This is a genomic window from Pseudomonas sp. BS3767, from assembly GCF_900099665.1.
GTDB classification, from domain to species: domain Bacteria; phylum Pseudomonadota; class Gammaproteobacteria; order Pseudomonadales; family Pseudomonadaceae; genus Aquipseudomonas; species Aquipseudomonas cerasi.
Genome location: NZ_FNCX01000001.1, coordinates 757568 through 772419 on the forward strand (window position 1 = coordinate 757568; position 14852 = coordinate 772419).

The following is a 14852-nucleotide window of genomic DNA, read 5'->3' on the forward strand; positions in this document are numbered from 1 at the left end:
GTCGCCTTTAACCCTGACATTCGCTTGCGAACGTCAGTCAGGATTCGAGTCATGCGTTTTGTTTTTTCATCGTTGCTCGCCTTGACGCTGACCTTCATTGGCGCAACCCAATCGCTGTCCGCAGCCCCGCAACACGCCCTGACCGTTTACGGCGAAGCGCCACGCTATCCAGCCGACTTCAAGCACTTCGATTACGTGAACCCGGACGCGCCCAAAGGCGGCAGCATGCGACGCTCGGCCATCGAAATCGGCCAGTTCGACCACCTGATGCCCTTCACCGACAAGGGGATGGGCGTTTCGCAGATCAATGGCATGCTTTACTCCCCACTGGCTACGCGCTCGATGGACGAGCCCTACACCGTCTACGGGCTTGTCGCCGAGAAAATGGAGCGTGGCGCGGATGGCCTCTCCCTGCGCTTTTACCTGAACCCGAAGGCACGTTTCGCGGACGGCACGCCGATTACCGCCAGTGACGTGAAGTACACCTACGAGTTGCTGATGACGCAGGGTAACCTGCAATACCGGACCCAGTTTGAAGCGGTCCAGGGCCTGGAGGTCGAATCGCCTTCGCAAATCCGCTTCGACTTCAAAAACAGCGATAACCGCACCCTGCCCCTTGATCTGGCTTCGCTGCCGGTATTCCCCGAGCACTGGTGGAAATCCCGTGACTTCGCCAGCGGTGCCGGCTTTGAAATTCCGCCTGGCAGCGGGCCCTATCGGATCAGCCATGTGGACCCGGGCCGCACTGTCACCTTCGAGCGCGATCCGGACTGGTGGGGCAAGGACCTGCCAGTCAGCAAAGGCCTGTATAACTTCGACAGGTTCAGCATCGAGTACTTCGGCGACATCGATGTCGCACGTACGGTACTCAAAGGCGGCGCCTATGATTACAACCGCGAGTTTTCGGCGACCGGCTATTCAATTCGCTATGACGGCCCCGCCCTCAGCGACGGGCGCCTGCAGAAAGCCCAACTGGCCAGGGGCGCGGTGCAAAGCTCGCAGGGTTTCGTCTTCAACCTGAGCCGCCCCATGTTCCAGGACCGTCGCGTGCGCCGGGCGCTGTCGCTGCTCTGGGACTTCGAATGGACCAACCGGCAGATGATGCGCAACATGTACATTCGCCAGAACAGCTTCTTCTCCAACTCGGAGCTGGCCGCCAGCGAACTGCCCACGCCTGCCGAACTGAAAATCCTTGAGCCACTGCGCGGCGAAGTCCCCGAGCAGGTGTTCGACAGCGTGTTCGAGACGCCCAAAACCGATGGCACAGGCTTCATTCGCGACAAGCAACTGCAAGCGCTGGCCCTCATGAAAGAAGCTGGCTGGACGCCCAAGGGCGATGAGCTGGTGAATGCCCGGGGCGAACCGTTCAGCTTTACCTTTCTCAATGCACAAACAGGTTTCGAGCGAATGCTGCTGCCCTACAAACGCACCCTGGCGCAGATCGGTATCCACTTCGACATTCGCCGCATCGATGCCGCGCAATACCTCAACCGCGTCATGGCCCGCGATTACGACATGATTGTCACCGGCTACCCGGTCTCGACATCGCCCGGTGCCGAGCTGTACAGCAGTTTTGGCTCCAAGGTGGCGATGGACCCGGGTTCGAGCAATTACATGGTGCTGCAAGACCCTGCTGTCGACACGCTGATTGCCGGCCTGCTCAAGGCCGACAACAAGCAGACCATGACCGACTACGCCCATTGCCTGGACCGCGTACTGCAGTGGAACTACTACTGGATTCCCAACTACTATCCGCCCGGCTCTTCAACCGTCTGGTGGAACCGTTTCGGCATCCCCAAAATTCAGGCCAGCAACAATGAGGCCATCGAAACATGGTGGGAAATCAGCCCGACACCGCTGACCAATGAGCAATTCGCTGAAAAACGCGGCGCCTCGGCCATCGTTTCGGAGATGCAGTGAATGCTCGGTTATATCCTGCGGCGCCTGCTGCTGATCATCCCTACCCTGCTGTGCATTTTGCTGGTCAACTTTTTTATCGTGCAGGCCGCACCGGGCGGGCCTGTGGAGCAAGCCATTGCTCGCCTGCAAGGGATCGGCGGTGCAACCGTGGGCGCGGGTGCCAGCGAGTCTGCCGGGGCGGGTCATTCCAAAGCGTCCCGCGGGCTGGACCCGGCGCTGATCAAGCAGATCGAACGTCAATACGGTTTCGACAAACCGCTGCACGAACGTCTCTGGCTGATGCTGAAGAACTATGCACGACTGGATTTCGGCAGCAGCTTCTTTCGCGGCGCAACGGTGACCGACCTCATTCTGCAGAAAATGCCGGTGTCGATATCACTGGGGCTCTGGGCGACATTGCTGACGTACCTGGTATCAATCCCGCTGGGGATTCGCAAAGCGGTGAAACACGGCAGCCAGTTCGATATCTGGAGCAGCACCGCCATCATCATCGGTTACGCCATGCCAGCCTTCCTGTTCGCCATGCTGCTGGTGGTGGTGTTCTGTGGCGGCACGTCGCTGAACTGGTTTCCGGTGCGCGGACTGGTTTCGGACAACTTCGAGCAACTGACCACGATCGGCAAGATCGCTGACTATTTCTGGCACTTGGCGCTGCCGGTCTCGGCGCTGGTCATTGGCGGCTTTGCCACGCTGACCCTGCTGACCAAGCATTCCTTTCTCAACGAAATCACCCGTCAGTACGTGACCACGGCCCGCGCCAAGGGCATGAGCGAGCGACGGGTGCTGTATGGTCATGTGTTTCGCAATGCCATGTTGCTGGTGGTGTCGGGCATTCCGCAGGCGTTCATCAGCGTGTTCTTTGCCGGTTCGCTGCTGATCGAGGTGATCTTCTCGCTGGATGGCCTGGGCCGCATGAGCTATGAAGCCGCTGTGTCGCGGGACTACCCGGTGGTGTTCGGTTCGTTGTTCATCTTCACCGTGTTCGGCCTGCTGATAAAGCTGATCGGCGATATCTGCTACACGCTGGTCGACCCCAGAATCGACTTCAGCGCGAGGAATGCATGATGCGCAGCCTTTCGCCGCTGGCCCGTCGTCGCCTGGAACGTTTTCGCAGCAATCGCCGCGGCTGGTGGTCGCTGTGGCTGTTCTGCGGTCTGTTTGCCCTGACACTGGGTGGCGAACTGATCGCCAATGACAAGCCTCTGCTGGTCAGCTATCAGCACTCGCTCTATTTCCCGGTATTCAAGCGTTATACCGAGCAGCAATTCGGCGGCGAGCTGCCCTTCCAGCCCGATTACCGCAGCGACTACGTACGCACACTGATCAGCAAAGGGGACGGCTGGATGCTGTTCCCGCCCATCCCGTTCAGTGACGACACGCCCAACTATGACCTGAAAACCCCGGCACCCAGCCCGCCGTCTGCAGAAAACTGGCTCGGCACCGATGACCAGGCGCGCGACGTCATGGCGCGGGTGATTTTCGGCGCCCGGGTGTCGATCCTGTTTGCGCTAGTGCTGACCTTCATCAGCGCGCTGATCGGGATCAGCGCCGGGGCGTTGCAGGGCTACTACGGCGGCTGGGTCGACTTGTTCGGCCAGCGTCTGCTGGAGGTCTGGTCAGGCCTGCCGGTGCTGTACCTGCTGATCATCCTGTCAGGTTTCGTCGAGCCCGATTTCTGGTGGCTGCTGGGCATCATGGCGCTGTTTTCCTGGCTGACCCTGGTCGATGTGGTGCGCGCCGAGTTTCTGCGCGGGCGCAACCTCGAGTACGTCAAGGCCGCTCGGGCGCTCGGTCTGGGGGATCGAAAAGTGATCATGCGCCACATCCTGCCCAACGCGATGAATGCGACGTTGAGCTACCTGCCGTTCATTCTTACCGGTGCCATCTCGACCCTCACTGCGCTGGATTTTCTGGGCTTCGGCATGCCTGCCGGCAGCGCGTCGCTGGGTGAACTGATCGCCCAGGGCAAGCAGAACCTGCAAGCGCCCTGGCTGGGGCTGACAGCGTTCTTCTCCCTCGCGTTGATCCTGACGCTGCTGGTATTCATAGGCGAGGCGCTGCGTGATGCCTTCGACCCGAGGTCCTGACATGTCGGAAAACCTGATCGAAATCCGCGACCTGAGCGTCGCCTTCAACGGGCAGAAAGTGGTCAGTAACCTGAGCCTGGATGTGCGCCGCGGCGAGTGTCTGGCGCTGGTGGGAGAATCCGGCTCCGGCAAGTCCGTCACCGCTCACTCGATCCTGCAATTACTGCCCCGCAGCGGCACCCTGACCACGGGCAGCATCACCTACCGGGGTCAACAGTTGGTGGGGGCCGACGACCGCACCCTGCGCGAGCTGCGCGGCAACCGGATTGCGATGATTTTCCAGGAACCGATGACCTCGCTGAATCCGCTGCACAGCGTGGCCCGACAGATCGGCGAAACGTTACTGCTGCATCGCGGCATCAGCGGTCGTGAAGCGCAGAAACGCATTGTCGAGCTGCTGGAGCTGGTAGGCATTCAACAGCCGGAAAAACGCCTGAAAGCCTACCCGCACGAACTCTCTGGAGGCCAGCGCCAGCGGGTGATGATAGCCATGGCGCTGGCCTGCGAGCCGGAGCTGCTGATTGCCGACGAACCGACCACTGCGCTGGACGTCACGGTGCAACGCAAGATCCTCGTGCTGCTCAAGGAGCTGCAACAGCGCCTGAACATGTCGCTGTTGTTGATCAGCCATGACTTGAACCTGGTGCACAGCGTCGCGCAGCGCGTCTGCGTGATGCGCGCCGGTGAAATCGTCGAGCAGTCCGATTGCAAGTCGCTGTTCAAATCACCTCAGCACCCTTACAGCCGCCTGCTGCTGGACGCCGAACCTGCCGGCGAGCCGCTGCGACGCGACACCCGGGAAACGGTGCTGCAAGTCGACAACCTGAAGGTCTGGTTTTCCCTGACCGGCGGCATCCTGCGGCGGCACAAGGAATACCTCAAGGCGGTGGATGACATCAGCCTGAGTATTGAGCGCGGCAAAACCCTCGGTATCGTTGGTGAGTCAGGCTCTGGCAAGTCGACTCTTGGTCAGGCGATCCTGCGTCTGCTAGAGTCGCGCGGCAGTATCCGCTTTCGCGGGCAGGCGCTGGACGGCCTGAGTCAGAAACAGATGCGACCGTGGCGTAAAGAGATGCAAGTGGTCTTTCAGGACCCTTACGGCAGCCTCAGCCCACGCATGTCAGTGGCGCAGATCATCAGTGAAGGACTGGAGGTACACAGCCAGTACGACCCGGCGAAATGCGATGCCGAGGTCATTCGGGCACTGGAAGAAGTCGGCATCGACCCGCAGAGCCGGCATCGCTACCCCCATGAGTTTTCCGGTGGCCAGCGTCAGCGTATCGCCATTGCCCGAGCGCTGGTGCTGAAACCCGCATTGATTCTGCTCGATGAGCCGACCTCGGCGCTGGACCGGACCGTGCAGAAACAGGTCGTTGCGCTGTTGCGCGAACTTCAGGAAAAGCACGGCCTGACGTACCTGTTCATCAGCCATGACCTGGCGGTAGTCAAAGCCCTTGCCCACGACGTGATCGTGGTCAAGGATGGCAAAGTCGTCGAGCGCGGCGCCAGCCATGACGTTTTCGATGCGCCGCAGCACCCGTACACACAAGAATTGCTGGCGGCCGCGCATCCTGAATGATCTGACCCACAACGAAGCTTCTGCCCGGAAGGTTTAGGAGCGTCTCCGATTTACGCTTGCGGACCCGGCTCGTCATCATCGACCAACCCCCACTCGGCGGTGCTTGCCGTGCTGCTGCCGGTCGGAGCCAGCGGCGCTGTGGTCAGTGTTCCGACGCCGCCTTCACTGTGCAGCTTGAGGCGCAGGCGCACGTTGTTTTGTGAGTCGGCGTTCTTGAGGGCCTCTTCTTCACTGATCGCACCTTCGACGGCCAGATTGAATAGCGCCGAGTCGAACGTCTGCATACCGAGGCTGCCGGACTTCTCCATGATGCCCTTGAGCTCGGTCAGTTCATTGCGCTGGATCAGGTCGCGAATGGTCGGCGTGCCCATCATCACTTCCACCGCCGCACGACGCTTGCCATCCGGGGTTCTGACCAGTCGCTGCGAGACGAACGCCTTGAGGTTGTTGCCCAGGTCATGCAGCAACTGCGCGCGACGCTCTTCCGGGAAGAAATTGATGATCCGGTCCAGCGCCTGATTGGCGTTGTTGGCGTGCAGTGTCGAGATCGCCAGGTGGCCGGTGTCGGCAAACGCCAGCGCGTGCTCCATGGTCTCGCGATCGCGAATCTCGCCGATCAGAATCACATCCGGCGCCTGGCGCAGCGTGTTCTTCAGTGCCGCATGGAAGCTGCGGGTATCGACCCCGACTTCGCGCTGGTTGACGATCGACTTCTTGTGGCGATGGATAAACTCGACCGGGTCTTCGATGGTGATGATATGGCCGCTGGCGTTGCGGTTGCGGTAGTCGATCAGCGCCGCCAACGAGGTCGACTTGCCCGAACCGGTGGCCCCGACAAACAGCACCAGACCGCGCTTTTCCATGATCACGTCGAGCAGTACGGGCGGCAGAAACAGGTCTTCGAAACGCGGGATGTCCAGCTTGATATTCCGCGCGACGATGGACACTTCGTTACGCTGCATGAAGATATTGATCCGGAACCGGCCGATGCCGGCCATCGAAACGGCGAGGTTCATCTCCAGTTCGCGCTGAAACTCGAGCTTCTGCTCCTCGTCCATCAGCCCCTGGGCAATCACCGCCACCTCTCCCGGCTTGAAGGTTTCGCTGCCCAGTGGCTTGAGCACACCATTGAACTTGGCGCACGGTGGCGCTCCGGTGGAAAGGTAAAGGTCCGATCCGTCCTGACTGGCCAGAATCTTCAACAGCGCCGGGAAATCCATAATCAATACCGTACAAAATGAAGTAAAAAGACCACGGCCGTCAGGACGGCACGCGTGACGCGCGGGCGTCGCTCAGCAAGAGCAGGCATAATGGCAGCCTTTTGCAGCAGGTGATATTGCGACATGAAAGCCCAAGCCCGCCATATTCTGGTGAAGACCGCTGAAGAGGCCGAACAGCTCAAGCTGCGCATTGCCAAGGGTGAGGCGTTTGACGTGCTGGCTAAAAAGCATTCTAGCTGCCCGTCCGGCAAACGTGGCGGCGATCTGGGTGAAGTCAGGCCTGGGCAAATGGTCGGTGCGATCGATCAGGTGATCTTCAAAAAGCCGCTACGCGTCGTGCATGGGCCGATCAAGAGCAAATTCGGCTATCACCTGGTGCAGGTGTTCTATCGCGACTGAAGCACACGCCAAAAGCTGAAAAACCCCGAACCGAGTGAGGTTCGAGGTTTTTCAGGCATTGACCAGTGTGGCAATCAGTTCGGCGAAATGGCGCCATCTACCAGCACTTGAGCTTCTGCCACCAGACGCTTGAGGTGATCTTCGCTGACAAAACTCTCGGCATAGATCTTGTAGATGTCCTCAGTCCCTGAAGGGCGCGCGGCAAACCAGCCATTTTCGGTCATGACCTTCACACCACCGAACGCCTGATCGTTGCCCGGCGCGTTGCTGAGCACCTGCTGAATAGGCTCGCCCGCCAGTTCAGTGGAAGTCACCTGCTCCGGCGACAGTTTGCTCAGCAGTGCCTTCTGTTGCGGGTTGGCCTTGGCATCGACGCGGGTCGAAAACGGCTCGCCCAGCTCTTCGGTCATGGTCTTGTAGATCTGGCTTGGATCGCGACCGGTACGCGCGGTCATTTCCGCAGCCAGCAAGGCCGGAATCAGACCGTCCTTGTCGGTGGTCCAGACCGTACCGTCGCGACGCAGGAACGAGGCACCAGCGCTTTCTTCGCCGCCAAAGCCTAACGAGCCTTCAAACAGGCCTTGTGCGAAATACTTGAAGCCGACAGGCACTTCATACAGGCGACGGCCCAGGCGTTTGGCCACACGATCGATCATGCCGCTGCTGACCACGGTCTTGCCGACCGCTGCATCGGCACGCCACTCAGAACGGTTCTGAAACAGGTAGTCGATGGACACGGCGAGGTAACTGTTGGGCGTCATCAGTCCGCCAGACGGGGTCACGATGCCATGACGGTCGTGATCCGGATCGCAGGCAAATGCAACCTGATAGCGGTCCTTGAGACCGATCAGGCTTTGCATGGCGTGGCTGGAGGACGGGTCCATGCGAATCTGGCCATCCCAGTCGACGGTCATGAAGCGGAACGTAGGGTCGACAAATTTATTGACCACATCCAGATTCAGGCCGTAATGCTCGCCAATCGCCGACCAGTAGCTCACCCCGGCCCCGCCCAGCGGGTCGACACCAAGACGCAGACCCGAATTGCGGATGGCGTCCATGTCGATCACGTTCTTAAGGTCGGCCACGTAGGTGTTGACGTAATCATGGCGGTGCGTGGTATCGGCACGCAGCGCTTTTTCATGGCTGATGCGTGAAACGCCAGTGACTTTCTCGGCCAGCAGTTCGTTGGCCTTGTTCTCGATCCACTTGGTGACATCACTGTCGGCCGGGCCGCCATTGGGCGGGTTGTACTTGAAGCCACCGCTTTGCGGCGGGTTGTGCGAAGGCGTAATGACAATGCCGTCCGCCAGCCCTGAAGTACGGCCGCGGTTGTAGCAGATGATCGCGTGGGACACCGCAGGCGTCGGGGTGTATTCGTCACCTTGCGAAATCATCACCTGCACGCCATTGGCGGCCAGCACTTCAAGCGCGGTGGCCGCGGCCGGGGTCGACAGCGCGTGGGTATCGGCACCCAGAAACAACGGGCCGTCGATGCCGTTGGCCTTGCGGTACAGACAGATCGCCTGACTGATAGCCAGCACGTGCCATTCGTTGAAACCCAGGTCAAACGATGTGCCACGGTGCCCGGAAGTGCCGAACGCAACACGTTGAGTGGGCACCGATGCATCGGGCTGGCCGGTGTAGTAAGCCGTGACCAGTCTCGGAATATCGACCAGTAACTGCGCAGGTGCCAGCTTGCCGGCGAAAGGACTGAGACTCATACAACCTCCACGAAGAAATGAAATACGGAGAAAAAATAAAGACTTGCTGCGGCTGCCAAGGTGATCAATGCCGCAGTTTACTGGCAGTTCGACAGCGCTGCTTGAGTATCGATCCCCGGTATCTGCTTCTGTTTCAGCTCAATCGCCAAAACGGCAACCGACCTCAGGCCATTGACGTTTCGGGCCGCCACCACGCTGGAAACAACTGCTTCACCTTGTGCTCGGCAAAACGGTCATCGATGAGCATGACCACACCGCTGTCACTCTGGCTGCGGATAACCCGCCCCGCAGCCTGCACCACCTTCTGCACGCCGGGATAAAGGTAGGTGTAGTCGTAACCGGCGCCGAACAGCGCCGCCATGCGCTGCTTGAACTGTTCGTTGACCGGATTGAGCTGAGGCAGGCCCAAGGTGGCGATGAACGCGCCGATCAGGCGTGCGCCCGGCAAGTCGATGCCTTCACCGAACGCGCCGCCCAGCACGGCAAAACCGATGCCCTGACTGCTCAGGGTGAACCGGTCGAGAAATGCGTGGCGCTCACTCTCGCCCATCCCCCGTGCCTGCTGCCAAAGGCTGATGTGCGGGTGAGTGCGCGCCATCAGCTCGGCGACCTGTTGCAGGTAATCGAAACTGCTGAAGAACGCCAGGTAATTGCCCGGCCGCGCGTCGAACTGCTCGGCCATCAGTTCGACAATCGGCGCCAGCGAAGCCTGACGATGGGTGAAACGGGTGGAAATGCGACTGACGATCCGCACGTCGAGCTGATCGTGATGAAACGGCGACTCCACATCGATCCATACCGTGTTGACCGGCAACCCCAGCAGGTCCGCGTAATAGTGGCGCGGGTTGAGCGTTGCGGAAAACAGTACCGTGCTGCGCGCCGCGGTCAGGCGCGGGCGGATGAAACGCGCGGGGACGACGTTGCGCAGGCTGAGGCGCGACAGAATGCGCTTGCCGCCCGCCTCGCGCCGGGTGATGTCGAAAATGAAATGCTCATCGAACAGCTCGGCGATGCGCGCAAAGCCGATGGCTTCCAGGTAGAACCCCTGCAACGTGCCATCCACTGCCTGCGGGTGCTCGTTGAAATGATCACCGATGGTCGAGATGCACTGGTTCAGGCTGCCGATGAATTTTTCCGGTGCTGCCGAATAAGCCTGATAGGCGCCGGGCTGTGCCTTGTGCAGCGCATTCCATTGTCGATCCAGACGCTGCAAGGCTTTTTTCACCGGTTCCGGCGCTGTCTGAATCAAGGCTTTCAGCTGGCTCTGGTCAAGACTGGCGCTGTACATCTGGCGTGCCCGTTCGACCATGTTGTGGGCCTCATCGACCAGCACCGCAACGCGCCACTGATTGAGCTGACCGAGGCCGAACAGCAGTGCGCTCAGGTCAAAGTAATAGTTGTAGTCTGCGATGACCACGTCAGCCCAACGCGCCAGTTCCTGGCTCAGATAATACGGGCAGACCTGATGCTGCAAGGCGACATCGCGTACGCCCGCCTGATTCAACCACGGCGAGGTCAGCGCCGCCGAGCGAGCGGCTGGCAGACGATCATAAAAGCCTCTGGCCAGCGGACAGGAATCACCGTTGCAGGCTTTGTCCGGATGCTCACAGGCCTTGTCGCGCGCCACCAGCTCAAGGACCCGCAGCTTCAGCTCCGGCGCGCTGTGATTAATGACTTCCAGCGCATCCAGCGCCAGTCGACGCCCTGGCGTCTTGGCGGTGAGAAAGAAAATCTTGTCGAGCTTCTGGCCGGGCGCGGCCTTAAGCAACGGGAACAGCGTGCCCACCGTCTTGCCAATACCGGTCGGCGCCTGAGCCATCAGGCAACAGCCAGTACTGACGGCCTTGTACACCGACTCGGCCAGCACCCGCTGCCCGGTGCGGAAAGACGCGTGGGGGAATTTCAGGCTGCCCAGTGTCGTGTGCAGCGCCTGCGTATGCGCCAGCTCCTGCTGCGCCCAGCCGAGGAAAATCGAGCACTGTCGTTCGAAAAACGCTTGCAGCGTAGCCGCGCTGAACGGCTCGCGAATCAGGGTTTCCTGCTCGCTGACAATGTTGAAATACACCAGGGCCAGCGTCACGTTTTCAAGCTGCAGGCGCTGGCAAAGCAGCCAGCCGTAGACCTTCACCTGCGCCCAGTGCAACTGACGGTGGTTGGCCGGCATCGCGTCGAGTTCACCGCGATAGGTCTTCACTTCTTCCAGCTGATTGCGACTGACGTCATAGCCGTCCGCCCTGCCCCTTACCGTCAGCTCGCGATAATCGCCACTCAACGACAACTCGGCCTGGTAATCGGCGCCGCGCCGCGTGGCAACCGTGCGATGCCCGGCAATGCCTTCCTGCGCCGTGGGTGACGGCGTGAATCGCAGGTCGAGGTCGCCCACCTTGGCGGTGAACTCACACAACGCGCGCACGGCCACGACATAACGCGCAGGCAGGTCGCTGGCGAGGACAGGCTCGGGATCAGGGTTTACGGGGGCGTTCGGGGTCACTGCGCTGGGGAGCCGTTGGTTGTGAATACTGGACAGGCGTCCAGTTAACAACCTTGAACCACGTCTGGCAAACACAAATGGATCGACGGCCTGCCATGTCGAGGTCTATGGCAGACGAGCGTGAGTCAATGCCTCTGCCAACGCGCCCAGCAGCCTGGCAGGTTCACGAGTCCAGTCAGTGGCATAACTGATCCACAGATGTTGCGAGTAGCGGTTCTGCAAAGTGAACAGTTCACCGGGGCTGACGACAATCGACCGGGCCAGCAGCGCAACGAAGACCTGGCGCAGGTCCACGGGGTATGCACTCTCGGCCCATATGCCGCAGCCGCCCTCGGGCAACTGATAACGCAGCATCCCGCCAGTCCGTTCATCCAGTTGCTGGGTCATCGACTGCATGCGTTCGGTCAGCGTCTCGCGCAACACCATCAGTTGCCTGTCCAGACGTCCGCTGCTGCATAACCTGGCGATGGCCCTTTGCCGAAGCGGCGGCAGCTCGAATGCTCGCAGGCAGAAATACTGCTGCCAACGCGCATCCAGGCTCTTGCACAGCAAGTAAGCATAGGGCGCCTCAGGCCCGAGACTTTTCTCGAATCCGCCCATGACCACCAACCGCTGAGGGTCGATCCAGTGCCGCAGCGGAGACTGCCCGGCGGCAAATTGCAACCCGGCGTGACTGTCGTTTTCCAGCACCCAGACTTGATGACGGTTGAGCACTTCGGCGACAGTCTGGCTGTTGTTCTGCGCACGCATGCTGCCTCGCACCGGGTTCAGCAACGAGGGCAACACGGCAAGCCCGATGTCATGGCCGCGCAACAGGCCGTCGAGCCGGACAGCATCAAGGCAGCCGGTCTCGTCCAGCGGCAGTTCGATTACCCGGATGTCGAAGGATTGCAGCAAGCGCAACAACGCCCAGGCACAGGGCGATTCCACCAGTACCGTGCCGCCGCGCAGGCCCAGCGTGCCGAGCACCGCCTTGAATACGCCATGAAAGTCAGCAGCGATATAGACATTCTCAGCGTGCCAGCAATGCACTGCATCGTAGGTATAACGGGCGGCAATTGCCGTGCGAAGTTCTGGCTCACCGCATGGCTGAAAAACCGGGTCCCGCTGACGCGGGTAATGCCTGCCCAGCTCGCGCTCCATTGCCGGCAGCGGATTGTCCTGAGCGTGCAAAAGCGCCGGTTCATCGCAGCCCAGCAACGCCATGCCGGGGCGACGGGCGTTGTCATACAAGGCCTGCAAAAGATCGCCGTCTGCGTCCGGTATCACCAGGCCCTGCGCACTCAAGCTGCGCGGTACCGAGTAATAGCCTGATTTTGGCAGCGAATAAACGCGCCCTTCCTTTTCCAGCAGCGAGTAGGCGCTTTGCACCGTCGATATTGATACGTTCAGTCGCTGGGCCAGCTGTCGCAATGACGGCATTTTCAGTGCCAGCTCGCCCTGCTGCTGGTCAACCAGACGCACCAGGTAGCGGTAGACCGCCTGATAGGCGAAATCCGTGTTGTTTTTCATGCAGGTATCCACCGTTCAACCAGAACAGGCTTCAGAACATTGCTATATGACCGCCGCCGTTTGCCGGTAGCAGCCATGCCTGGCAACCGGATCAGCGTCCCGAGAGCATCTCGGCCACTGCCTGCCCCGTCGCCGGGTCGACGGTCATGATCCGGCGCTTGTCAGGATCGGCTGCACGGATTCTGGCGATGATTGACTGCGGGTCGTCGAAGTTCACCCGCTGCTTGCCGTAAAGGTTGTGCAATGACTTGAGGCTCAGACCGCTGATATCCACCAGCCACTGCATGACCTGATCCGGCGCTGTCGAACCCGACAGCGCCTTGTGCAGATCCGGCAGCGCTACCAGCATCCCTGGGTGGCAACTGCGCAGAAAGGACTCCAGGCCATGGCCATGATCGACGAACGGCGAAAACAGCATGCACACCAGTTGAGTCTCGTTCAGGCCGAAGCCCTCCTGAGCGAAGCCCGATGCCAGCTCGCGGCGCGCCTCGATGCGCGCCCGACCGGCATAAGCGCTGAGCGTCTGGTCGATCAATCGTGGCGGCATCTGCTTTCTGCGCATCAGTGACGTCGCCAGTTCAAGGTATTCGGCGATCCCGTCGGCATAAGTACGCGCTTGCAGGTATTGCGCGGTCAGGCCACGCATGTGGGCCATCAACAAAGGGTTGGCGCAATCGGACTCACTGAAGCTGAACGACAGATCATCGAAGCGGAAATCGAGAAACTCGGTCAGCAGGTTCCAGTGTTCGTCCGCCTTGCAACTGACCAGATCGGCAATGGTAATGAACGCCGGCGAGCTGCTTTTTTCAGGCAGCGTCATGGCTCGACTTGCCGGCGGGCTGTCATCGCCCTCCCCGTACAGCTCGTGATAGTAAGCCTCGCCAATCGTATCGATGACCTTGAGCACGCTGGCCAGCGTCTGCTTGCCCCAACTGCCCGAATACTGCCCGGTACGCTGGGCCAGTCGCATGATCCAGGTCGCATACTGACGCTGCTCTCTGCGCGAGTCGCCGCTGACGACCGCATCGACGCCATTGCCCCAGCTCAGGGCGCGTCCTAGAAACTCCGCAAGCCCGAGGTAACAGGTATTGCAAAACGTGGTGCGGGCGTCGCCAGCGGACAGGTGCCCACCCAGCAGCATGTCCAGACGATTCTGCTCACGCCCCGCGCTGGAAAAAGGCAGATCCGGCTCGAAGGCCTGTGTGTACTGACTGTCGATCATCAGCATCTCGACACGCGGGTCGTCGTACAGAAACAACGCTGAATAGGTGCGGTTGATGTTATCCATCACCGCAGGGGTCATGCCCGCGTGACGCCGATTGGCAACCCGCAGGTTGAATGTGCCGGGCGAACGGCAGGCAATACTCAACTGCGCAGCGCGCAGAAAGGCCAGCGTGTAGGCACTGTCCTTGCCACCACCGAAAGCCACCAGCACCTTGAAGCCGGCAATCTGCTCGATGCCGCCAGCCGCAACAATCAGGCGCTGGATCAACAGCTGCAGCGCGGTGCGCTCTGCGCGCGAGAAGTACCCCAACAAGCGTTGCAGCACTTGCTGGTAGACATAATTCATTGCCTGTTCGTGAATAGAACTCATCGTGCGTCACCTGTCTGTCGCTCAAGGCATGACACAGTGCAGACAGAATATTGAACATCAAGCTGACAACTCAATTTATAGTCGAGCATGACTCATTCCCTGAGTGGTAATTACCGACGCATTATCAGTATCTTTAAAACAATTACAATAGACAGTTTGCTTTAAAAAACAGTGCAGTCAGCAGAACACCCTCAACAACTTAAACAAATCGTTTAATTGTACTATCGAACTCATGAGACACGCGAAACGCTTGGAAGTCATAGCCTGCAAACCCTTCAGGCAGGCTGTTCAGGCTTTACCGATGCCCTTGGGGCATCGATCCAGTTACT

Annotated in this window: 10 protein-coding genes; 5 read left to right on the top strand and 5 right to left on the bottom strand. The window is 60.0% G+C overall.

All coding sequences use genetic code 11. The annotated features are described in order from the left end of the window. Positions 1–51: 51 nt before the first annotated feature. Genes BLR16_RS02860 through BLR16_RS02875 form a run of 4 tightly spaced genes read left to right on the top strand, consistent with a single transcriptional unit; the run spans position 52 to position 5586 of the window. Positions 52–1920: an extracellular solute-binding protein gene (locus tag BLR16_RS02860; protein WP_003435511.1), complete on the top strand. Its 1869-nt coding sequence runs from the start codon at positions 52–54 to the stop codon at positions 1918–1920. Then, on the top strand, positions 1921–2985 hold the full coding sequence (locus BLR16_RS02865) for a microcin C ABC transporter permease YejB (RefSeq protein WP_003364338.1): 1065 nt from the start codon (positions 1921–1923) through the stop codon (positions 2983–2985). Beyond that, positions 2985–4007, top strand: a complete 1023-nt coding sequence (locus tag BLR16_RS02870; RefSeq protein WP_003435512.1) for an ABC transporter permease — start codon at positions 2985–2987, stop codon at positions 4005–4007. Before BLR16_RS02865 ends, BLR16_RS02870 begins: the two co-directional genes overlap by 1 nt. Position 4008: 1 nt before the next feature. Further along, positions 4009–5586 carry an ABC transporter ATP-binding protein gene (locus tag BLR16_RS02875; RefSeq protein WP_003435513.1) on the top strand — a complete coding sequence of 526 codons (1578 nt, stop codon included), beginning with the start codon at positions 4009–4011 and terminating at the stop codon, positions 5584–5586. A gap of 50 nt (positions 5587–5636) precedes the next feature. On the opposite strand, the gene BLR16_RS02880 is transcribed toward BLR16_RS02875, so the two are convergent. Beyond that, positions 5637–6806, bottom strand: coding sequence for a PilT/PilU family type 4a pilus ATPase (locus tag BLR16_RS02880; RefSeq protein ID WP_074806199.1), 1170 nt, complete (start codon positions 6804–6806; stop codon positions 5637–5639). A gap of 123 nt (positions 6807–6929) precedes the next feature. Here BLR16_RS02880 and BLR16_RS02885 point away from each other — a divergent pair, with 123 nt between their 5' ends. After that, entirely contained in the window at positions 6930–7205 is a 276-nt protein-coding gene (locus tag BLR16_RS02885; protein ID WP_002553334.1) for a peptidylprolyl isomerase, read from the top strand. Positions 7206–7279: 74 nt separating this feature from the next. On the opposite strand, the gene pgm is transcribed toward BLR16_RS02885, so the two are convergent. The 4 genes from pgm to BLR16_RS02905 all read right to left on the bottom strand — a co-directional run bounded on the left by pgm (position 7280) and on the right by BLR16_RS02905 (position 14523). After that, positions 7280–8926 (bottom strand): phosphoglucomutase (alpha-D-glucose-1,6-bisphosphate-dependent), encoded by a 1647-nt coding sequence (gene pgm / locus BLR16_RS02890; RefSeq protein WP_024663649.1) that lies wholly within the window; start codon positions 8924–8926, stop codon positions 7280–7282. A gap of 163 nt (positions 8927–9089) precedes the next feature. Then, positions 9090–11417: an ATP-dependent DNA helicase gene (locus BLR16_RS02895; protein ID WP_092194087.1), complete on the bottom strand. Its 2328-nt coding sequence runs from the start codon at positions 11415–11417 to the stop codon at positions 9090–9092. Positions 11418–11522: 105 nt separating this feature from the next. Further along, positions 11523–12929, bottom strand: a complete 1407-nt coding sequence (locus BLR16_RS02900) for an aminotransferase-like domain-containing protein (protein WP_054080991.1) — start codon at positions 12927–12929, stop codon at positions 11523–11525. A 91-nt stretch (positions 12930–13020) separates the two neighbouring features. After that, positions 13021–14523, bottom strand: a complete 1503-nt coding sequence (locus BLR16_RS02905) for a hypothetical protein (RefSeq protein WP_003435527.1) — start codon at positions 14521–14523, stop codon at positions 13021–13023. Positions 14524–14852: the final 329 nt, after the last annotated feature.

Bases quoted from the DNA above. Each gene is read 5' to 3' on its own strand.
- BLR16_RS02870 (WP_003435512.1), top strand. From the start codon at position 2,985: ATGCGCAGCCTTTCGCCGCTGGCCCGTCGTCGCCTGGAACGTTTTCGC.
- BLR16_RS02875 (WP_003435513.1), top strand. From the start codon at position 4,009: ATGTCGGAAAACCTGATCGAAATCCGCGACCTGAGCGTCGCCTTCAAC.
- BLR16_RS02865 (WP_003364338.1), top strand. From the start codon at position 1,921: ATGCTCGGTTATATCCTGCGGCGCCTGCTGCTGATCATCCCTACCCTG.
- BLR16_RS02905 (WP_003435527.1), bottom strand. From the start codon at position 14,523: ATGAGTTCTATTCACGAACAGGCAATGAATTATGTCTACCAGCAAGTG.
- BLR16_RS02900 (WP_054080991.1), bottom strand. From the start codon at position 12,929: ATGAAAAACAACACGGATTTCGCCTATCAGGCGGTCTACCGCTACCTG.
- BLR16_RS02885 (WP_002553334.1), top strand. From the start codon at position 6,930: ATGAAAGCCCAAGCCCGCCATATTCTGGTGAAGACCGCTGAAGAGGCC.
- pgm (WP_024663649.1), bottom strand. From the start codon at position 8,926: ATGAGTCTCAGTCCTTTCGCCGGCAAGCTGGCACCTGCGCAGTTACTG.
- BLR16_RS02880 (WP_074806199.1), bottom strand. From the start codon at position 6,806: ATGGATTTCCCGGCGCTGTTGAAGATTCTGGCCAGTCAGGACGGATCG.
- BLR16_RS02860 (WP_003435511.1), top strand. From the start codon at position 52: ATGCGTTTTGTTTTTTCATCGTTGCTCGCCTTGACGCTGACCTTCATT.